At 70.0% G+C, this 20942-nt stretch carries 15 protein-coding genes and 1 pseudogene; 8 read left to right on the top strand and 8 right to left on the bottom strand.

The window, feature by feature from the left end; all coding sequences use genetic code 11:
• On the top strand, window positions 1-232 hold a 232-nt coding region (locus DMB66_RS09975; RefSeq protein WP_148112727.1), incomplete at its 5' end, for an L-rhamnose mutarotase.
• Window positions 229-1395 carry an L-rhamnose isomerase gene (rhaI, locus tag DMB66_RS09970; protein ID WP_125803735.1) on the top strand — a complete coding sequence of 389 codons (1167 nt, stop codon included), beginning with the start codon at window positions 229-231 and terminating at the stop codon, window positions 1393-1395. The genes DMB66_RS09975 and rhaI, both read left to right, overlap by 4 nt.
• A gap of 119 nt (window positions 1396-1514) precedes the next feature.
• Here the strand turns inward: rhaI and DMB66_RS09965 are convergent, their stop codons facing one another.
• From DMB66_RS09965 to DMB66_RS09950, 4 genes are all read right to left on the bottom strand, one after another.
• Complete coding sequence (locus DMB66_RS09965; RefSeq protein ID WP_125803734.1) at window positions 1515-2060, bottom strand: DM13 domain-containing protein; 546 nt, start codon at window positions 2058-2060, stop codon at window positions 1515-1517.
• Between the two features lie 212 nt (window positions 2061-2272).
• Complete coding sequence (locus tag DMB66_RS09960) at window positions 2273-3055, bottom strand: ATP-binding cassette domain-containing protein (protein ID WP_125803733.1); 783 nt, start codon at window positions 3053-3055, stop codon at window positions 2273-2275.
• 364 nt (window positions 3056-3419) lie between these two features.
• Window positions 3420-4454: an ABC transporter permease gene (locus tag DMB66_RS09955; RefSeq protein WP_125803732.1), complete on the bottom strand. Its 1035-nt coding sequence runs from the start codon at window positions 4452-4454 to the stop codon at window positions 3420-3422.
• Between the two features lie 2 nt (window positions 4455-4456).
• The gene (locus tag DMB66_RS09950) at window positions 4457-5509 is read right to left on the bottom strand and encodes a sugar ABC transporter substrate-binding protein (RefSeq protein ID WP_125803731.1); all 1053 of its coding nucleotides are present in this window, start codon (window positions 5507-5509) and stop codon (window positions 4457-4459) included.
• A 213-nt stretch (window positions 5510-5722) separates the two neighbouring features.
• On the opposite strand from DMB66_RS09950, the gene DMB66_RS09945 reads away from it, so the two are divergent.
• Window positions 5723-6808, top strand: a complete 1086-nt coding sequence (locus DMB66_RS09945) for a LacI family DNA-binding transcriptional regulator (RefSeq protein ID WP_233624441.1) — start codon at window positions 5723-5725, stop codon at window positions 6806-6808.
• Window positions 6809-6854: 46 nt separating this feature from the next.
• On the top strand, window positions 6855-9518 hold the full coding sequence (locus DMB66_RS09940; RefSeq protein WP_125803730.1) for a response regulator: 2664 nt from the start codon (window positions 6855-6857) through the stop codon (window positions 9516-9518).
• Window positions 9519-9714: 196 nt separating this feature from the next.
• Here DMB66_RS09940 and DMB66_RS09935 read toward each other — a convergent pair whose 3' ends face one another.
• The gene (locus DMB66_RS09935) at window positions 9715-11331 is read right to left on the bottom strand and encodes a methyl-accepting chemotaxis protein (RefSeq protein WP_125803729.1); all 1617 of its coding nucleotides are present in this window, start codon (window positions 11329-11331) and stop codon (window positions 9715-9717) included.
• Between the two features lie 237 nt (window positions 11332-11568).
• Here DMB66_RS09935 and DMB66_RS09930 point away from each other — a divergent pair, with 237 nt between their 5' ends.
• Complete coding sequence (locus tag DMB66_RS09930) at window positions 11569-12903, top strand: GH1 family beta-glucosidase (RefSeq protein ID WP_199752186.1); 1335 nt, start codon at window positions 11569-11571, stop codon at window positions 12901-12903.
• Window positions 12900-14135, top strand: coding sequence for an MFS transporter (locus DMB66_RS09925; RefSeq protein ID WP_233624440.1), 1236 nt, complete (start codon window positions 12900-12902; stop codon window positions 14133-14135). Before DMB66_RS09930 ends, DMB66_RS09925 begins: the two co-directional genes overlap by 4 nt.
• Before the next feature lie 28 nt (window positions 14136-14163).
• Here DMB66_RS09925 and DMB66_RS63585 read toward each other — a convergent pair whose 3' ends face one another.
• The 3 genes and pseudogenes from DMB66_RS63585 to DMB66_RS09915 form a co-directional block, all read right to left on the bottom strand.
• Window positions 14164-14643: an SGNH/GDSL hydrolase family protein gene (locus tag DMB66_RS63585; RefSeq protein WP_233624439.1), complete on the bottom strand. Its 480-nt coding sequence runs from the start codon at window positions 14641-14643 to the stop codon at window positions 14164-14166.
• 247 nt (window positions 14644-14890) lie between these two features.
• A pseudogene (locus tag DMB66_RS63580) lies at window positions 14891-15610 on the bottom strand (cellulose binding domain-containing protein); the annotation flags it as partial.
• 141 nt (window positions 15611-15751) lie between these two features.
• Window positions 15752-17767: a hypothetical protein gene (locus DMB66_RS09915; protein ID WP_233624438.1), complete on the bottom strand. Its 2016-nt coding sequence runs from the start codon at window positions 17765-17767 to the stop codon at window positions 15752-15754.
• Window positions 17768-18285: 518 nt separating this feature from the next.
• On the opposite strand from DMB66_RS09915, the gene DMB66_RS09910 reads away from it, so the two are divergent.
• The gene (locus DMB66_RS09910) at window positions 18286-19317 is read left to right on the top strand and encodes a LacI family DNA-binding transcriptional regulator (RefSeq protein ID WP_125803726.1); all 1032 of its coding nucleotides are present in this window, start codon (window positions 18286-18288) and stop codon (window positions 19315-19317) included.
• Window positions 19318-19673: 356 nt separating this feature from the next.
• Window positions 19674-20915, top strand: coding sequence for an ABC transporter substrate-binding protein (locus DMB66_RS09905; protein WP_233624437.1), 1242 nt, complete (start codon window positions 19674-19676; stop codon window positions 20913-20915).
• The last annotated feature ends 27 nt before the right edge of the window (window positions 20916-20942 follow it).

Raw genomic sequence — 20942 nt, 5'->3', positions numbered from 1 at the left:
ACGGGCCACCGGCTGGCGCAACTACTCCCTCTTCCTGCGCTCCGACGGCCTGCTGGTCGGCTACGTCGAGGCTGACGACCTCGCGGCGTCCCAGGCGGCCATGGAGGCGCTGGACGTCAACACCCGATGGCAGTCGGAAATGGCGGAATTCTTCGTCGGTACCTCGCCCGACGAGGGATTCCCGCTGCTGACCGAGGTGTTCCACCTCTCGGATCCTTTGGAGAACCCATGATCGACCTCGCCGCCGTCAAGCGCGCCCTCGCCGCGCAGCGCATCGAGACCCCCTCGTGGGCTTTCGGCAACTCCGGCACCCGATTCAAGGTCTTCGCCCAGGCGGGCGTCCCCCGCAACCCGCGGGAGAAGATCGCCGACGCGGCCATCGTGCACAAGTTCACCGGCGTGGCGCCGACGGTCGCGCTGCACATCCCGTGGGACAAGGTGGACGACTACGCTTCACTCGGCGATTTCGCCCGGGAGCAAGGCGTCGGGATCGGCGCCATCAACACCAACGTCTTCCAGGACGACGACTACAAGCTGGGCTCGGTCACCAACCCCGACCCGGGCGTGCGCCGCAAGGCCACCGATCACCTGCTCGAGGCGATCGACATCATGGACGCGACCGGCTCGCGTGACCTGAAGCTGTGGTTCGCCGACGGCCTCAACTACCCCGGCCAGGACGACCTGCGCAACCGCCAGGACCGGCTGGCCGCGGCGCTGCGCGAGACGTACGCCCGGCTCGGCGACGACCAGCGCATCCTGCTGGAGTACAAGCTCTTCGAGCCGGCCTTCTACGCCACCGACGTCCCGGACTGGGGCACGTCGTACGCGCACTGCCTCGAACTGGGCGAAAAGGCGACGGTCTGCATCGACACCGGCCACCACGCCCCCGGCACCAACATCGAGTTCATCGTGGCGTTCCTGCTGCGGCAGCAGAAGCTGGGTGCCTTCGACTTCAACAGCCGCTTCTACGCCGACGACGACCTGATGGCCGGGGCGGCGGACCCGTTCCAGCTCTTCCGCATCATGTACGAGATCGTCCGCGGCGGCGCGCTGGACCCGGCCTACGGCATCAACTTCATGCTGGACCAGTGCCACAACATCGAGGCGAAGATCCCGGCGATCATCCGCTCGGTGCAGAACATCCAGGAAGCGACGGCGAAGGCCCTGCTGGTCGACCGGGACGCGCTGAGCAAGGCGCAGAACGACGGCGACGTGCTGGAAGCCAACGCGGCGCTGATGGACGCGTACAACACGGACGTGCGACCGCTGCTCGGCGAGGTCCGGGCGGACGCGGGCCTGGACCCCGACCCGGTGAAGGCCTACCGGCGCAGCGGCTACCAGGAGAAGATCGTCGAGGACCGGGTCGGCGGCGAGCAGGCCGGCTGGGGCGCCTGAGCGACAAAGTCACCAGGCGAGGGTCCACTTGACGGTGGCCCTCGCCTCGCTGTCAACCCGCCCTCATCACGCCGCCCTCATCACGCCGCCTTCATCACGCCGCCCTCATCGCGCCGCCCTCATCGCAGGCTCGCCGCTCCAAACGACACGGCGAAGCGCTTGCACCAGATGCTGATGCTTCGGTAGTCGCCGGGATCGACGGTCCCCGGGACCGGGTAGACCTGGTCGCCGCGGTTGCCCTTGAGGCGGCCGAGCTCGGTCCACTCGCCGTCGTCGAAGACGCGCCAGCCCGCGGGGCCCTTCTTGACCTCCTGGTCGGTGAGCCAGACCCGCAGGTCCGGGCCGTCGGAGGTGTCCAGGCCGATCAGCTCCACCTGGTGACTGCCGTCCGGGTTGCGGACGAGCCGGGCGGTGCCCGCAGTCGCATGCTCATGGGTGATGAACGAACCCGTACGCACGACGATCGGCCCGGCCGCAGCGCTGGTCGGCGCAGACCCGTCGGCCGCGGCGTTGCTCGGCACGGTCGCTGCGGACAGGGTCTCGTTGACGGTGGTGTCGGTGAACAGCCGCCAGGGCTCGAACCAATAGAGACCGGCCCCGCCGCCGACACCCAGCAGGACGGCGACGACCCAGGTCACGGGTCTGGTAAGCAGGCGTTTCAGCACAACCTTGAGTCAACACCTCCGACCGAGCCGCCGGAAGTGTCGCGGTGCTTACCGCTTCCTTACCGCTGCGAACCCGGAATCATGGAGCCATGACGAGGCAACGCGTGACCGGCATCGGCGGTTTCTTCTTCAAGGCCCGTTCGCCACCCCTGCGGGATTCGGAGGGAAACGTCCTCCAGCTCTGACAGCCCGACGACGCCGGCGACGCCGGGTCAGGCGGTGTGTGGTGGTGGTTCGGCGGCGCCGGTCATGATGGCGACGGCTTCGCTCATGGTGTGGCTTTTCGGGGTGATGACGGTGGCGCGTCGGCCGAGGCGTTGGATGTGGATGCGGTCGGCGACTTCGAAGACGTGGGGCATGTTGTGGCTGATCAGGATGACGGGTAGGCCGCGGTCGCGGACGTCGCGGATCAGTTGTAGGACCCGGTTGCCTTCCTTGACGCCGAGCGCGGCGGTGGGTTCGTCGAGGATGACGACTTTGCTGCCGAAGGCGGCGGAGCGGGCGACGGCGACGGCTTGGCGTTGCCCGCCGGATAGTGATTCGACGGTTTGGCCGATGTCTTGCAGGGTGGCGACGCCGAGTTCGTTCATGTGGCGGCGGGCTTCGGTGCGCATGTGGTTTTTGTCGAGCATCCGGAACACTGTGCCGAGGATGCCGGGTTTGCGTTCCTCACGGCCGAGGAACAGGTTGTCGGCGATGTCGAGCCCGGGGGAGATCGCCAGGGTTTGGTAGACGGTTTCGATGCCGGCGGCTCGGGCGTCCATCGGGGTGCGGAAGTGGGCGGGTTGACCGTCGAGGTAGATCTCGCCGCTGTCGGGGATGACGGCGCCGGAGAGGGCTTTGATGAGGCTGGATTTGCCGGCGCCGTTGTCGCCGATGACGGCGAGGATCTCACCGGGGTAGAGCTCCAGGTCGCCGCTTTCGATGGCGGTGACGCGTCCGTAGCGTTTGGTCAGGCCCTTCGCCTGTAGGACCGGGGTGAGGGTGGTGCTCATTCCGGTGCCTCCCTGAGTGTGCTCTGCCGGGATCCTTTGCTCTGCTTCCCTCCCGGAAACGGTGTCTTGCTCTGCTTCCCTCCCGGAAACGGGCTGCCGCTCTGCTGCCCTCCCGGAAGCGGGCTGCCGCTCTGCTGCCCTCCCGGAAGCAGGCTGCCGCTCTGCTTCCCCATGGGAAGCGGGCTGCCGCTCTGCTTCCCCATGGGAAGCGGGCTGCCGCTCTGCTTCCCGATAGGAAGCGGGCTGCCGCTCTGCTTCCCGATAGGAAGCGGGCTCCCGCTCTGCTTCCCTGCCGGAAACGGGCTGCCGCTGTGCTTCCCCGGGGGAAGCGGGGTGTTGTTGGGGTTTCCTCGTGGAGGCGGGGTCATGTTTTGACCTTTCGGATCCACTGGTCGAGGGAGACCGCGATCAGGACGAGTAGGCCGATGGCGAAGCCTTGCCAGACGACTTCGACGCCGGCTAGTTGCAGGCCGTTGCGGAAGACACCGACGATGAGGGCGCCGATGAGGGTGCCCAGGACACCGCCGCGGCCGCCGAACAGGCTGGTGCCGCCGAGCACGACCGCGGTGATGGAGTCGAGGTTGTAGTCGACGCCGACGTTCGGGCTGGCCGAGGCGAGCCGGCCGATGAGGATCCAGGCGCCGAGGGCGTAGAGCAGACCGGCGACGGTGTAGACGGAGAACAGCACACGGTTGGTGCGGATACCGGCCAGGCGGGCGGATTCGATGTCGTCGCCGGTGGCGTAGACGTGTTTACCCCAGGCGGTGGAGCTCAGGGCGTAGAAGAAAGCGGCGAACAGCCCGAGCATGATGATGGAGCCGTAGGTCAGCCGGAAACCACCGATCGGGATGGTGGTGCCGGTCCAGGTCATCAGGTCGGGCATGTCGGAGCCGCGGATGGTTTCGCTTTTGGAGACCACGGAGTTGAGGGAGAAGAAGATACTCAGGGTGCCGAGGGTGACGATGAACGGTGGCAGTTTGATCCGGGTGACCAGGAAACCGTTGAGGGCGCCCATGGCGGTGCCGGCGATCAGGCCGAGGAGCAGCGCCAGGATGCCGGGCATACCCATCTTGGTGGCGAAGCTGGCCATCAGGATCGAGGAGAACACCGCGACGGCGCCGACGGACAGGTCGATACCAGCGGTCAGGATGATCAGGGTCTGACCCAGTGCCAGCACGGCGATGACGGTGACCTGGGCCAGCACCAGAGACAGGTTCGGTGCGGAGAAGAACCGCTGATTGGCCAGCGAGAAAGCCAGGATCGCGACGATCAGGACAGCCAACGGGCCCAGCGTCGGATTACCGTGCAGCAGATGCTGCACCCGCAACCCGAACGACTCGGGTCCCGAGGTGTCGAAGTCCGGAGACGGTGGTGGTTCCTTGGTGTCAGTTGTCGACATCGTCAGCCCCAGCAATTCTGTTTGCCCCAGGCGGAGTCTTTGGCCTCGACACCGCTCTGCGGCTGGTCGGTGATCAGCTGGACACCGGTGTCCACGAAGTCCTTACCGGCGGTGGCCTGCGGCTTGGTGCCGTCCTTGGCGAACTTGGAGATCGCTTCGATGCCCAGCGAGGCCATCTTCAGCGGGAACTGCATCGAGGTCGCACCGATGACACCGGCCTTGACGTTATCGACACCCGGGCAGCCACCATCGACCGACACGATCGTGACAGCCTTCTCCTTACCAGCCGCCTTCAAAGCCTGATACGCCCCGGCCGCCGCCGGCTCGTTGATCGTGTAGACCAGATTGATCGACGGGTCCTTCTGCAGCAGATTCTCCATCGCCGTGCGCCCACCGTCCTCGGCACCGTCGGTCACGTCATGCCCGGCGATCCGCGGGTCGGCCTCATCACCGATCTTCGCCTTGTCCTTCACATCGACGCCGAAACCCTCCAGGAAGCCCTGGTCACGCTGCACATCCACGGAGACCTGGTTGGCGTTCAGATCCAACATGGCGATCTTGGCCTGCTTACCGTCCTTGTCGAACTTCGCCTTGGCCCACTGCCCGATCAACCTGCCCGCCTGATAATTATCGGTGGCGAAGGTCGCATCAACAGCGTTGGCCGGATCCGTCGGGGTGTCCAGCGCGATGACCAACAAACCCTGCTGCCGCGCCTTGTCAATCGACGGCACGATCGCCTTGGAATCACTCGGCGTGATCAGGAAACCCTTGGCACCAGCCGAGATCAAACTCTCGATCGCCTGCACCTGCGCCTCATTGTCACCATCCTGCTTCCCCGCGAAACTCTGCAACTCCACACCCTGCGTCCCCGCCGCCTGCTGCGCACCCTCCTTCATCTTCACGAAGAAGGGGTTGGTGTCCGTCTTGGTGATCAGACCGACCAGCGGCTTGCCGTCGCCGCCGCTGTCGGTGCCGCTGTCGCCGCCGCACGCGCTGCTGAACAGAGCCAGGCCGAGGACGGTGCCGAGGGCGATCACTCGCTTCGGGTGCTGCATATCGGTCTCCCTTGAAAGGTCGAGTCGCTGAGACAACGTTGTCTGAACCATCCGCGAGGAGGAGCCTGTTGTCAACAACACATTTCAACTACGCTCACTTTGTTACCTGACGGAGCTCTAGACATCGTTGTCTCCGAGCGGGATGCTCTGAGCGGCGAGGAGGCGGTGGCGGGTAGTCTGCCCGCTTCGCATCAACCGCGGGAAGAGGGACCAGTGCCTGCCAGCAACGCCGATCCGGCGTCGGACGAGGACATCGTCAGAGCGACGATGAAGGACGTGGCGCGGGCCGCAGGCGTGAGCATCAAGACCGTCTCCCGGGTCGTGAACGGCGAGGCCAGCGTAGCGCCGGACCTGGCCGCGAGGGTGCGAACGGCGGTAGCGGCGCTCAACTACCAGCCGCACCTGGGCGCCAGCGCGCTGCGGCGCGGCGACGGCCGCAGCGGGACGATTGGACTGCTCCTCGAGGACGTCAGCAACCCGTTCTCCGCCTCGCTGCACCGCGCGGTCGAGGACGAGGCCCGGGCCCGCGGCGTGCAGGTGCTGACCGGGAGCCTGGACGAGGACCCGGTCCGGGAGCGGGAACTGACCCGAGTCTTCACCGCCCGCCGCGCGGACGGCCTGATCATCGCGCCGGTGAGCGCCGATCTGGGCCACCTGGCCGGCGAGGTCCGCAACGACACCCCGGTGGTCTTCGTCGACCGTCCGGCGTCCGGCATTCCCGGCGACACCGTCCTGTCCACCAACACGGTCGGCGCCACCGAGGCGGTCCGGCATCTGCTGTCGTACGGGCACCGCAGGATCGCGTACTTCGGCGACTACACGAAGATCTCGACGGCCCGGCATCGGTGTGAGGGCTACCTGGCGGCGCTGGCGGGGGCCGGTGTCCAGCCCGACCCGGCGCTCATGATCCACGACCTGCACACGGAGGCGGCCGCGGAGGCTGCCGTCATGAGCGTGCTCGCCCAGCCGCTGCCGCCGACGGCCCTGTTCACCAGCCAGAACCTGATCACCATCGGGGCCGTGCGGGCGCTGCGCCGGCTGCTGCTGCACGAAGACGTCGCGCTCGTCGGCTTCGACGACTTCCCGCTCGCCGACCTGCTGCAGCCGGCCGTGACGGTGGTGGCCCAGGACCCCGCCGCGATGGGGCAGATGGCGGCGCGGGCGCTGTTCGCCCGCATCGACGGACAGGCCGGGGCGCCGCGGGCGCACTGGATCCGGACCACGCTGATCCGCCGGGGATCCGGCGAGCGGGCGCCCGACGAGACCCTGCTGCACCGCAAGCTCTCCACGCCGCTCTGACGCCGTTTCCTGTATGGGCGGCGGGTCCGGGTTATACGTTCTGCCTATGCGGGATGACGGCGTGGAGGCGCTGTGGTCGGCCCTGATCATGGAGGCCCTCTTCACGGCGGTGTTCGTGCGCGTGCTGGTCGGCTACCTGCGCCGGCGTGACGGGCTGCAGCGCGACGTCGTCGTCATGTTCTCGGCGCTGGCGGTGCTGTTCGTCGTCACGCTGCTGAGCATGGTGACGGGAGAACCGGCCCGGTTCGTGACCGTGGCCTCCTCGGTGCTGCTGCTCGGCCAGCCGTTCCTGATCCTGCGGGTCGTGCGGCAGGTCGGCCCGGTGCCGGGCGCGGTGTACTGGACGGCGCTGACCGGGTGGCTGGTCAGCGGGGTGCTGTTGGCGGCCGGCGGCGAGGTCCTCGGCCCGTGGGCGCGGTATCCGATCGTGATCGTCTTCGTGATCACCGAGGTCGTCGCGGCCTGGTTCCTGGGCCGGCTGGCGCTGTCGCGCGCCGGGGCGGCGCGGACCCGGCTGTGGCTGGCCGCGGCGGCGACCGCGCTGTTCGCGGCCGCGATCATGTGCGCGGGTGCGGGCGTCGGCGACCCGGAGCGGGTGCAGCAGGTGGCGCGGGTGCTCGCGCTGGCGTCGGCCGTCGGCTATCTGATGGCGTTCGCGCCCCCGGCGTGGGCCCGGCGGGCCTGGTCCAACCGGGCGGCGTACGACGTGGTCCGGAAGCTGGTGCAGGCCCCACCGGACTCCTCGGCCGCCGCGCTCTGGCATACCTACGCCGGCGCGGTGTGCCGGGCCAGTTCCTCCGGCGGCGCGGTGATCCTGATCCGCACCGGCGACGGCGCCTGCCACGAGGCGGCCCGGGTCGGTGTGCCGGCGCTGCGACCGGACGGGCCCGACCCGGAGTGTGCCGAACTGTTCGCGTTCAGTGGCAGCGGCAGCGTCGATGACCGCCGGCCGACGGTTCCGCCCGCCGCGCTCGCCTACGCCCGCGCCGGCGGCTTCCGCTTCGTCACGGCCTCGCCGTTGCCCCTGCCGGCCGGCGCGGCGGTCCTGCTGCTGCTCGGCTCCTACCGCAGCCTGTTCACCGACGACGACCTGCAACTGCTCGGCGAACTCGCCGCGCAGACCGCGGCGCTCGGGCAACGCGCGGACCTGCTCACCGACCGCGACCGGCTCACCGGCGAGCTGTCCGCCTCGGTCGCCGCGCTGACGGTGGCGAGCAAGGCCAAGAGCGACTTCATGGCGAACATGAGCCACGAACTGCGCACTCCGCTGAACGCGATCATCGGATTCAGCGATCTGATGCGCACCGAGCCCGCCGCCGACGGGCAGACGGCCGTGCCGACCGAGTGGATCGGGCACATCCACTCCAGCGGTCAGCACCTGCTCAACCTGATCAACGAGGTGCTCGACCTCGCCAAGATCGAGTCCGGGAACGTCGACCTGCGGCGCGAGCCGGTGGACCTGCGGGAGGCGATCGACGAGGTCGTCACCACCCTGGCCGCGCTCACCCAGCGCAAGGAACTGGACGTCACCGTGGCGGTCGCGCCGCTGCGTGCCTACGCCGACCGGACGCGGCTGCGGCAGATCGTCACGAACCTGCTGTCCAACGCGATCAAGTTCACCCCCGAGCGCGGCCGGATCTTTCTCACCGCCCGCCGAATCGGCCACGACGTCGCGATCAGCGTCGCCGACACCGGCCCGGGCATCTCGGCCGCCGACCAGCAGCGCGTCTTCGAGGAGTTCCAGCAGGTCGGCGCCGTACACAACCGCGCCGGCGGCACCGGCCTCGGCCTCGCGCTGACCCGCCGGCTGGTGCACGCCCACGGCGGGCACATCGAGCTGCACTCCGAACCGGGGCACGGCACGAAGTTCACCGTCTACCTGCCCGCCGCCGACATCGGTGTGGCGGGCGCGGAGGGCGGTCCCGCCGACTTCCCCGGCGGGGGAATCCTGATCGTCGAGGACGACGAGGCCGCGGCCCGGCTGCTGTCGGCCCAGCTGGAGCGCGCCGGCTACCAGGTCACCGTGGCCGCCACCGGCGAGCAGGGGCTGGCGACCGCACGCGCCTGCGACCCGGAGGCCATCCTGCTCGACATCGGGCTGCCCGGCATCGACGGCTGGCAGGTGCTGGCCGAGCTCAAACAGGACGAACGACTGCGGCACGTCCCGGTGTTCATCGTCAGCGTCCACGACGACGCGGAGATCGGGCTGGCCCTCGGCGCGGTCGACTACTTCGTCAAACCCGTCGACCGCGGCACGCTGCTCAGCTGGATGGCCCGGCACGAACTCATCCCGTCCGCCACGAGCCGGCCGATGAGCGTCCTCGCGATCGACGACGATCCGCACAGCCGCCGGCTCATCGATGCCACCCTGAGCGCCGAGGGCATCCAGGTCACCGCCGCCGCCGGCGGTGTCGACGGCCTCCGGGTCGCCCGGTCCCGGCGCTTCGACCTGATCATCTGCGATCTGCTCATGCCGGACCTGGACGGCTTCGACGTCATCGCCGCCCTGCACAACGACCCCACCACCCGCGGCGTGCCCGTGGTGGTCCTCAGCGCGCACACCCTCACCGACGCCGACAAGACCCGCCTCAGCGGCAAGGTCATCGCCGTGGCCGGCAAGACCGACGCGGCCGACGGGCTGGCGGAGCTCGCCCACACGATCGGCGAGCTGACCGGGATGACGCTCGCCCCGGACCTGGCCTCGGTGTGAGCGGCACCTCGGACGTGTGAGCGGCACCTCGGACGTGTGAGCGGCGCCCCGGACGTGTGAGCGGCACCCTGGACGAGGGCCCGATCCTGAATCGACGCGGTCACGTGCCGGTGCGGAGCGGGCCGTGCCGCTGCAAGATCTTTGCCGGGTCGTCGGCCCGGGATCGACATTGTCGGGGGATGGCCGGCGCGCGTGATCAGTATTTGAACGAACCCACCAGCCGGTCGAGGTCGGCGGCGAGCTCGCCCAGTCCGCGTGCCGACTGCAGCGTCGTGGCGGCGTCCCGGGTCGCCGCGCCGGCGATGTCGGCGACCCCGGCGACGTTCGCGGCGATGTGCTGCGAGCCGGCCGCCACCTCGGAGACGTTGCGGTTGATCTCGCCGGTCGTCGCCGACTGCTCCTCGACCGCGGCGGCGATCGTATCCTGCAGCTCCGCGATCTGATGGACGACCTCGGTGATCCGGGCGATCGCCGAGGTGGCCTGCCCGGTGGTCTGCTGAATGGCGTCGATCTTGGCGATGATGTCCTCCGACGCGCGGGAGGTCTCCTGCGCGAGATCCTTGACCTCGCTCGCCACGACCGCGAAGCCCTTGCCCGCGTCGCCCGCACGGGCGGCCTCGATGGTCGCGTTGAGCGCCAGCAGGTTCGTCTGCTCGGCGATCGAGGTGATCGCTTTGACGATCTGGCCGATCTCGGCGCTGGCACTGGTCAACGCGCCCACCGCGCGGGAGGTCTGCTCGGCGGTGCTCACCGCCTCCGCCGCGACGGAGGCGGCCGACGTGGTGCTGCGGGCGATCTCGCTGATCGAGGCGGTCATCTCCTCGGCCGCGGCGGCCATGGTGGCGACATTCCCGGAGACCTCGCCGGCCGCGTCGGCCACCAGGCCGGCCTGGGCGCTCGTGCCGCCCGCCTGCTGGTCCATCCGGCCGGACACCTCGGCCAGCTCGCGTGCCGACGTGGTGAGGCGGGCGGTGCGCTCGCCGACCCCGGCGACCATCTGCCGTACGGCCTCGGTCGCCTCGTTGAACGCGCGCGACATGGCCGTGAGCTCGTCCCGCCCGTCGGTGACCAGGCGCGGGGTCAGGTCGCGGCCGGCCAGCACCCGCAGCGCGTCCGCGACCCGCTCGACCGGGCCCACGACGCTGGCGGTGATCCCCAGGCCGAGCAGCACGGTCAGCAGCAGGGCGAGGCCGCAGCCGAGCAGCAGGGCCTGGCGGACGTTGCCGGCGGCCTCGCGGGCGCGGTGCCGGGCGTCGTCGCTGCGGGTCTGCACCGAGGCGATCAGGGCGTCGGTGCTGGTCATGATCGCGTAGTAGGCCTCGTACCCCTTGCCGATGATCAGGCTGTTGGCCTCCTTGATCGAGGCCGCGGTGTTCTGCTTGAACAGGGCGACGACCTGGTCGTCGTACTGCAGGAAGCTGGTGAAGTTGTCCTGGATCGCGGTGAAGGCGTCCCGCTCGGCCGCCGACAGCTCATCGACGGGCACGGCGGCGATCTCCTGCTTGAGCGCGGCGGCCGAGTCGACGAAGCCCTTGCGGTTCGCGGAGTCCGCCGCGGTGGCGGCGACACCCCCGAGGTACGGCACGTCCCAGGCGTAGGCGACCTGCCAGCCGCTGACGTCGGCGTCGCGGAACTTGAGCTGCATGACGTCGCGGGTCAGTACCTGCAGCCGGCCCACCTCGTCGGCGATGTCGGCCTGCCGGTTCGACTGGGTGATGCCCACCCACGTCATGACCGACATGAGCAGGCAGAAGGTGCCGAAGGCGAGCAGCAGTCGCGAACGCAGGCGCATCCGGCGCAACAGGCGGGTCATGCGGTCCCACTTCCGGGTCGAGGGAGAGGCCAAACCTCCCATCGACCGAACACCGCGGAAGCTGAGCGGCCGCGATGATCCATGGTTGGATGCGCCGATGGCGCGGTCCGGGCCGTGATCGCTCCTTTCCGCCGCCGATGACCCCGCGCCGCCTGCGGATTCCCTCTCGCGGCGGCTTACCAAAGGGGCCGCCCCTCACTAATATGAGCTGGATTCACTTCTGAGGAGTTCATGGCTATGGATTCATTGCCCAGCTTTCCGTCGACGTTCCTGTGGGGCGTCTCCACCGCGTCCTATCAGATCGAAGGCGCCGCGAACGAAGACGGACGAGGCCGGTCGATTTGGGACACCTTCTCCCATGCTCCCGGCCGCACCCGGGACGGTGACACCGGCGACGTCGCCTGCGACCACTACCACCGGTGGCCCGAGGACGTGGCGCTGCTCGGTGACCTGGGCGTCGGGGCGTACCGTTTCTCGATCGCCTGGCCCCGCATCCAGCCGGACGGCGCCGGACCGGCCAACCCCAAGGGCCTGGATTTCTACGACCGCCTGGTCGATGAGCTGGTGGCCCGCGGCATCACCCCGGTGCCCACGCTGTTCCACTGGGATCTGCCCCAGACGCTGGAGGACGCCGGCGGCTGGCTGAACCGCGACACCAGCTACCGGTTCGCCGAGTACGCCGCCGTGGTCGCGGACCGGCTCGGTGACCGGGTCGGCCGTTGGATCACGCTCAACGAGCCGATCGTGCACATGGCACAGGGCTACGCCTTCGGCACGCACGCACCGGGGCGGGAGCTGATGTTCGACGCCCTGCCGGTGGCGCATCACCAGTTGCTCGGCCACGGCCTGGCGGTGCGGGCGCTGCGGGCCGGCGGGGCGTCCGAGGTGATGATCACCAACAACTGCACGCCGGTGTTGCCGGCGAGCGACTCGGAGGCGGACCAGACCGCCGCGGCGATCTACGACGGGTTCCACAACCGGCTGTTCCTGGACCCGGTGCTGATCGGCGAGTATCCGCCGCTGGTCGGGCCGCCGGACGACGCGCCGTACGTCCACGACGGCGACCGGGAGATCATCGCGACCCCGCTCGACGCGCTGGGCATCAACTACTACAACCCGACCCGGGTCGCCGCGGCGCCGGACGGGTCGCCGCTGCCGTTCGAGATGCTCCCGATCGAGGGCGTGCCCACCACCGCCTTCGGCTGGCCCGTCGTCCCCGGCGGCCTGCGCGATCTGCTGGTCGGCCTGCGCGACCGGTACGCCACCGCGCTCCCGCCGATCTACATCACCGAGAGCGGCTGCTCCACCGCCGATGAGGTCACCCCGGAGGGCCGGATCCACGACACCGCCCGCATCGACTACCTGGACGGGCACCTGCGCGCCCTGCACGAGGCGATCGGCGCGGGCGTCGACGTCCGCGGCTACTTCGTCTGGTCGCTGCTGGACAACTTCGAGTGGGCGGAGGGCTATCACCAGCGCTTCGGGCTGGTCCGCGTCGACTACGACACCCAGCTGCGCACCCCGAAGGACTCCTTCTCCTGGCTGCGTGCCGCGTTGCGGGCTCAGTCGTGACCACGCCGGCCGTGGCGGTCGAGCCCGCCCGGGTGGGCGCCCGCTGGATCGGGCTGCTGTCGCTGGCCAACCTCGGCCTGTGGATGGGGTATTTCGGGCCGTTGCAGGTGCTGCTGCCCAACCAGGCCGAGGCGCTGGCCGGCGCCGACAAGGAGACCGCGCTCGGCATCATCACCGGCGTCGGCGCGCTGGTGGCGGTGCTGGTCGGCCCGATCGCCGGCGCGCTGTCGGACGCCACCACGGCCCGCACCGGGCGGCGGCACACCTGGACCGCGGCCGGTGCCCTGCTCGGCTGCGCCGGCCTGGCCCTGCTCTCCGGGCAGGACACCCTGATCGGGCTCACCCTGGGCTGGTGCGTCGCGCAGGCCGGCCTGAACGCGCTGCAGGCCGGCCTCACCGCGATCGTCCCGGACCGGACCCCGGTGCGGCAGCGCGGCCTGGTCTCCGGCTGGGTGGGCCTGACCCAGTCGATCGGCGTGGTCCTCGGCGTCCTGCTGGTCACGGCCGTGGTCACCGGCACGACCTCCGGATACCTGCTGATCGGCGTGCTGGTGGTGCTGACCGTGGTGCCGTTCGTGCTGACCACGCCCGACCCGCCGGTGCCGGCCGGCGCGGTCACCCGGGTCACCGTGCGCGGCCTGCTGTCCGCCTTCCGCTTCAACCCGCGGGAGAACCCGGACTTCGCCTGGGCCTGGATCACCCGCTTCCTGGTCCAGCTGGGCAACGCCATGGCCACGCTGTACCTGCTCTACTTCCTGCGCGACCGGGTGCACTACGAGAACCCGGACGACGGGTTGCTGATGCTGATCCTGCTCTACACCGCCACCACCGTGCTGACCGTCGTGGTGGGCGGCGTCATCTCCGACCGCAGCGGCCGCCGCAAACCCTCGGTGATCCTGTCCGGCTACGTCATGGCCGCCTCGGCGGTGCTGCTCGCCGTCTGGCCGACCTGGACCGGCTCGCTGATCGCGGCCGGCGTGCTGGGCCTCGGCTTCGGCGTGTACCTGTCGGTCGACCAGGCGCTGATCACCCAGGTCCTGCCCACGGCGGAGGACCGGGCGAAGGACCTCGGCATCATCAACATCGCCAACTCGGCGCCGCAGGTGCTCGGCCCGGCGCTGGCCTTCCCGATCGTCTCCTACCTCGGCGGCTACCCGGTGCTCTACCTCGTGGTCGCCGCGGTGACCGTGCTGGGCTCGGTGCTGGTCACCCGCATCCGGTCGGTGGCCTAGCCCCGCGTCCCCACCTCCGGCCGGCCCGTCACCAGCTCAGCGACAGGGTGCTCAGGTACGTGCCGAGCCGGTCGGCGATGAGCTGGTGGTCGCGGGTGGAGTAGTGCCAGTGGCAGCCGAGCAGGTCCAGGCCGGTGCCGTCGAGCGTCCAGTAGCGCACCCGGCTGTCGCCCGCGGCGGTGCGCTCCTGGACGACCTGCTGGACGTGGTCGGCGAAGGGGCTGGCGCCGACGGCCACGATGGTTGTGGTGGCGCCGTACCGGGTGCGCAGCTTCTGCAGGAAGCCGTTGTAGGCGCTGCGGTAGGCGGCGGCCAGGCTGTCCGCCGTCGGCCACGGCTCGCCCGGGTTGAGCGCGGTCGAGAAGTCGTTCGTGCCGAGGTAGACCACGACGAGCTGGGGCTGCCAGGTGCCGGGGCTCCACACGTCGCCGGCCACGTTCAGCAGCGCCCGGTCGTAGTAGGTCCGGTAGTCGGTGCCCGGCTCGCCGCCGTTGTAGTTGCGCACCATCCCCCGGCCGGAGATCGCGTTGACCTGGTAGTCGGCGGAGAGCCGGCGCGGTCAGCGGGCCGTACCCGATGTCGGTGTTGGTCGTGCGGTTCACCTGGTTGCCGTCGCAGTCCCGGCTGGTGGACGTGTTGCCGTAGCCGGCGGTCAGCGAGTCGCCGATGAACTCGATCTGCCGGGCCCGCGCGGCCGGCTTGGCGAGGATCGCGCCGCCGGGGGCGGCGACGAAGCCGCCGAACTCGCTGCCGCTCCACGGGCTCTCGTTGCGCTTGACGAGGCGTACGGCGTGCTCGGCGTCGCTCAGGCCGTTGACCCACCGGGTGGTCTGGCCGGGCGTCACGAGCGTGGCGACGGTCGCGCCGTCGACCTGCACCTCGTAGTCGGCGGCGGAGTCGTTCAGCACGACACCCACCCCGGTGCCCCGGATCCGGCCCTCGAAGTAGACGCCGGGCCAGCTGTACCGCACCGCGTCGCCGTCGGCCTTGACCCGGCCGGCGGTGTGGACCCGGGTGAGCACGGGGCCGGGCGGCGGGGCGCTGGCCGACGGTGTGGCGCTGGCCGACGGCGGGGTCACGCCGCCGGTGCAGGTCGTGCCGTTGAGCGCGAAGCTCGCCGGTGCCGGGTTGGCGCCGCTCCACGAACCGTTGAAGCCGATGCTGGCACTGCCGTTGGTCGGCACGGCGCCGTTCCAGGCCGCGTTGCGTGCCGTCACCGCTGATCCGCTCTGGGTGACGGTGGTGTTCCACGCCTGGGTCACCTGCTGGCCGGCGCCGAACGACCAGGTCAGGGTCCAGCCGGTGAGCGGATCCCCGAGGTTCTTGAGCTCGACGCTCGCGCCGAACCCGCCCGTCCACTGGGAGGTGACCGTGTACGTGACGGCGCAGCCGGCCGCCGCGGCGTGCGCGGCGACGGCGACGGCGGAGCCGGCCAGCACGGCCGACGCGGTCGCCGCGGTCGCCGCGACGAGCATCCTGGTCCGGGACGGCGACATGGGCATGGGCATCTCCGGGTTCGCAGTTCATCGAAGTATGCCTATGTGTGCCGGGACTGACAACACGAAGCGGCGGCGCCCCGCGAAATCGCGGAGCGCCGCCGCCCGTCGCCGGCCGTGTCAGGCGGCGTCGATCGCCTTCTCCCACATCCGGGTGTAGGCCTCGGCGCCGTTCATCAGCTGCGCCTTCAGCGCCGGGCCGTCGCTGCCCGCCTGCCGGATCAGGTCGGTGGTCCAGTCGGCGTAGAGGCCGTACTGGGCGACGCCGTCGGTGTTGAGATCGAAGGTCCGCGAACCGTAGGACTGCTTGTTCACCGTGGTGCCGTTCGGCGCGGTGAACGGGTAGGTCAGCGGGCTGGCCGCGGCGTTGAGGCGCGGCGGGGCCTGCATGGCCAGGCCGTTGACGTCGCTGCCGAACCCGTACCCGGTGATCGAGCCGCCGTTGGACAGGGCCCGGTTGTCGCGCCACTCGGTGACGAAGTCCTTCTCGCCGTCACCGGCGTCGTGCGCCGCGTGGGCGTAGGTGGCGACGAATCCGCCCCGGGCCAGGATCCGGTTGATGATTCCCAGGTCCGACCACGAGTGCACCGAGGTCACGCCGGGGTAGTTGGCCGCGTCGGCCAGGTCGAGCACGGCCTGCGCGGTCTTCACCCCCATGTGGTCGATGTGAATGATCATGCCGCGGGTGATCATCTGCTTGATCAGGTACGTGCCCAGCGAGGTGAGGCCCCGGGTGTTACAGATCTTGCCGCTCGGGTAGACCGGCAGAATCGCGCCCGCGGGCAGGTTGAGGGGGCCGAGCTTGAGGAGCTCGGCGAAGTCGTCGCTGACGAGCGGCTGCTCGTTGTCGGAGGGTCCGGTGCAGCTGGTCGCGGTCCACCAGTGGCCGGTGGAGATCAGGTTGCCCAGGTTGAGCGCCGCGCCGGTGACACCGGCGTCGAAGCGGGTGCCACCGAACGCGTTGTCGAACTTGTGCACCGGGTACAGGCCGGAGACCCCGAGGGCCTGCAGCTCGTTGAGGCCCGCGTCGATGTTCGCGGTGGTGCACTGCGCGACGTCCTTGATCTCGCGGCAGCCGAAGATCTCGGAATTCTCCACGCCGACGAGCACGGCCAGCTTGCCCTGCGCGGCGATGCTGCGCACCTGGGCGGGCGTCTTGGCGATGCGGAACCAGCCCTTGCCCGCGCCACCCGACTGGGCGTCGATGTAGTCCTGCATCGAGTACAGGTAGGTGGACTGGACCCGGAGTTGCGCCATCTCGTCACACGACGTGTCGCGATACGGGAAGAGGTCGCAGAGCACCCGGTTGGCGACGAGCAGGGCATTCATCACCCGCTGGCCGGACCGCCAGGACCGCTCGATGCTCCGGTAGTACGACTGCTCGTGCAGCAGCGAGTTGTGCTGGGGCCAGTCGCCGAAGGTCGGCCAGCCGTCCTCGGCGGAGTTCAGGATGTCGGTGCCGCCGATGACGCCCTCGAGAATCGCGCCCAGGTTGAGGCTCGCGTGCGTGCCACAACCGGCCAGGGCCGACCGTACGCCGCCGGGTGCCCACGCCTCGCCGCAGTGCAACTGTCCGCCGAACGCGGCGCCGGCGGTGATGTGGGCGTGCGCGTCGATCGTGCCGACGAGCTTTCCGCTGCTGTCCACCCCGGGCGCGGCGGTGCCGGAGACGCCCGTGGCGATGTCGGGCGGGGTGAAGCAGCCGGTGGCCGTGGCCAGCGCCATCGTGTGCGAGGTGCCGCCCGCGCCGAGGTTCCACAGGAAGGAGCCCATGATCTGGCCGGTCGCGGTGGAGGTGAAGCGGTACCGGTCGCCGCTCGCGCTCACCGTCCAGTCGGCCCGGTCGCCGTACGCGTCGCCGGCCAGGATGGCGCCGACGACGCTCTGGTAGGCCGGGGCGCCGGAACTGTCGAACAGCTCGTACCGGGAGAGCTGGGTGGCCTCCAGCCGGAACGGCGTGGCGGCCGTGGCGGAGCTGGTGAAGGCGTAACCGGCCCCGTTGCGCACCACGTAGCCGATCGAGCTGGAGCCGTCGTACGCCTGCAGCGTGGTGCACGTGCCGTCGAGGGCGTCGGTGGCTGCGGTGATCTTGGTAGCGGCGGCGGCCGGGCCGGACGGGACCGAGACGGCGGCCACGGGGAGCAGGACGGCGAGGGCCAGCGCGACCGAGCGACGCGTGCGATCGGACCGGCGGCGAAGTGCGGGGGAGAGGATGGCGGCACCTACTTCACTGTCGCCGGATCGGTGGAGCCGGCAGCGGGAAATGTGACCAAAGACTCTGCTCAGCTTCGATTCCTGTCAAGACGTCCGCGAGAATGATTCACTTTTAGTCCGAAAGCCCGGCGGCGACCCTCGGCGCGGCCCGCATGCCGATGGGGACGCAGGGTGTGCCGTCCGCGAGGGTCACGAAGACGACCGGCGTCCGCCTCGGCTGACCGCCGTGCCGCGCTGCCCGCGCCGGAGTTTCGACGGGGTTTTCGGGGATACCGCCCGCTCAGATGGCACGAATCGGTTGGTTATCGTCAACCGGTGCAAACACGGGCTTTGCACGGCTTCGTGAGGCCCGGTACGGTAGCGAAACTCGCCGAAAAGGGTTTCGGCAGCGGCCCTGTCGTGGCGCACCGCGCGGGCCGGTCGCTGAGAGGGAAAGTCACATGAGCACTGAGGCGGGGAGCCCTGCCGGCCGGGTGCCCACGCTGACCGATGTCGCGAGGCTCGCCGGGGTGTCCGTGGCGACCGCGTCCAAGGCCATCAACGGACGCGACGAGGTCAAGGCGGCCACCCGGGAGCGGGTGCTGGAGGCCGCGGCGCTGCTCTCCTTCGCGCCGAACGCCCTCGCCCGCGGGCTGCTCGGCGGCCGGACCGGCACCGTCGGCCTGCTGACCAGCGACCTGGAGGGGCGCTTCTCCATTCCCATCCTGATGGGTGCGGAGGACGCCTTCGGGGCCGGGCCGGTCTCGGTCTTCCTGTGTGACGCGCGCGGCGACGCGATCCGGGAGGCGCACCACGTCCGCGCGCTGCTGTCCCGGCGGGTCGACGGCCTGATCGTGGTGGGCTCCCGCACCGACCCCCGGCCCCCGCTGGTCGGCACCATCCCCGTGCCGGTCGTGTACGTCTACGCCTCATCCGCGAACTCGGACGATATCTCGATCACGGTCGACAACGTGGCCGGCGGGCGGCTCGCCATCGAGCACCTGCTGGCGTGCGGCCGGCGCAACGTCGCCCACATCACCGGTGACGCCGGGTTCCAGGCGGCCAGGGACCGTGCCGAGGGCGCGGTGGCCGCGCTCGCCGACGCGGGCCTGACCATGCTCGGCGGCCGGCCTTACTACGGGTCGTGGGACGAGACCTGGGGGCGGGCCGCGGCGCACATCGTCGCCGAGCGGCATCCCGAGGTCGACGCCGTGTTCTGCGGCAGTGATCAGATCGCGCGCGGCGTCCTGGAGGCGCTGCGCGACCTCGGGCGGGACGTGCCGGGCTCGATCTCGGTGCTCGGCTTCGACAACTGGGAAGCCGTCGCTGCGCACTCCCGGCCCCGCCTGACCAGCATCGACATGAACCTCGAACGCCTCGGAGCGGCCGCCGGCCGGAGCCTCTTCGCGGCCATCGACGGCGGCGCCGCGCCCACCTCGGAGCAGTTTCCGGGTCGCGTCGTGATGCGCGATTCGACCGCACGCACCAGCTGACCCGCCTGCCGAAATCCCGGACGATGTTTCGGCGTGCCCGCGTCGGCCCGTCGGGTGCACCGTGGACGCCTGCGGGGGATGGGCCCTGCGGGGGCGCCGAAATCAAGCTGTTGACACGACCGTAACAGGCAGCCAGAATTCCCGAAAAGGTTTTCGGCGCGGGCGGACTGCGACGGCGATCCGGCGACCCGGCGTGCCCTCACGCGGCGCGACACGCCGTTCGGCCCGTAGTCGTCCCTCGATGTCAGCTATGTGGACAGGCGTTTCGCCAGACCCGATAGATCCGAGGAGGACCATCAATGATAGGAATCCTGAGCAGACGAACCGCCGTGCGTTCCCTGGCCGGCGTCCTTGCGATGACACTGACCTTCGGCATGGCCGCCTGTGGCGGCGACGACAAGGAAGGCAAGGGCGCGGCCGAGGCCGGACCCAACGGCGTCGACGACGGCAGCGAGCTCACCCTCTGGACCCGGGCGCCGCTGGAGAAGCAGGCGAAGCTCCTGGTCGACGCCTACAACACCAGCCACCAGAACAAGGTCAAGCTGACCGTGGTGCCGAACGACGACTACGTCGCGAAGGTCGGTGCCGCGGCCGGCGCGGGCGGCCTTCCGGACCTCTTCGCCGCGGACATCGTCTACGTGCCGAACTGGGTGAACCAGGGACTGTTCCAGGACATCAGCGCGAACATCGACGGCCTCGGCTTCAAGGACTCCATCAACAAGGGGCACCTGTCGGCCGGCACGGTCGACGGCAAGGCGCACGTGCTGCCGTTCGTCCTGGACCTGTCGATGCTGTTCTGGAACAAGAAGCTGTTCAAGGACGCCGGACTGGACCCGGAGAAGGCCCCGGCCACGCTCGAGGAGTACGCCACCGCGGCCAAGGCGGTCCAGGCGCTGAAGAAGGACGGGGTCTACGGCACCGCGGCCGGCCTGAACTGCGGCGGATGCCTGGTCTTCACCTGGTTCCCGTCCATCTGGGCCGGCGGAGGCGAGGTGCTCAGCGAGGACGGCAAGGAGTCCAAGCTCGGCGACCCGACCGCCCAGAAGGTCTACAGCACCTGGCGGGACCTGTGGAAGTCCGGCGCGGTGCTGCCGTCCTCGGCCGGCGAGACCGGCCCGACGTGGACCGCCGCGTTCACCGAGGGCAAGGTCGGCCTGATGCTGTACCCGGCCACGCTGCTCTCCTCGACCCCGTTCGACGTCGGTGTCGCCGGCATCCCCGGCCCTGGCGGCGGAGCCTCCACCTTCGTCGGTGGCGACGGCATCGGCGTGTCGAAGGACTCGAAGAAGGCCGCCCAGGCCTGGAACTTCCTGAGCTGGATGATGTCCGACGCCGCCCAGGTGGAGGTGCTGGCGAAGAACAAGGACGTGGTCTCGCGCTCCGACCTCGCCAACAACAAGTACGCCGCCGCCGACCCGCGGCTGGTCACCATCAACGAGGTGGCCGGCAAGGGCGACACCCCGGTCGCCCTGAACTTCCAGCAGGCCTTCAACGCGCCGAGCAGCCCGTGGCTGACCCTGGTGCGCGACCAGGTGCTCAACGGCGGCGGCGACCCGCAGAAGGACAACGGCGAGATCACCGCCGTGCTCAAGCAGTAGCCGTCCACCGCTGAACGAACGAGCGCT

It is taken from the genome of Actinoplanes sp. ATCC 53533, from assembly GCF_003947245.1.
Note: the sequence above shows the minus strand (reverse complement) of the source record. Positions and strands in the feature narration are given on the sequence as shown.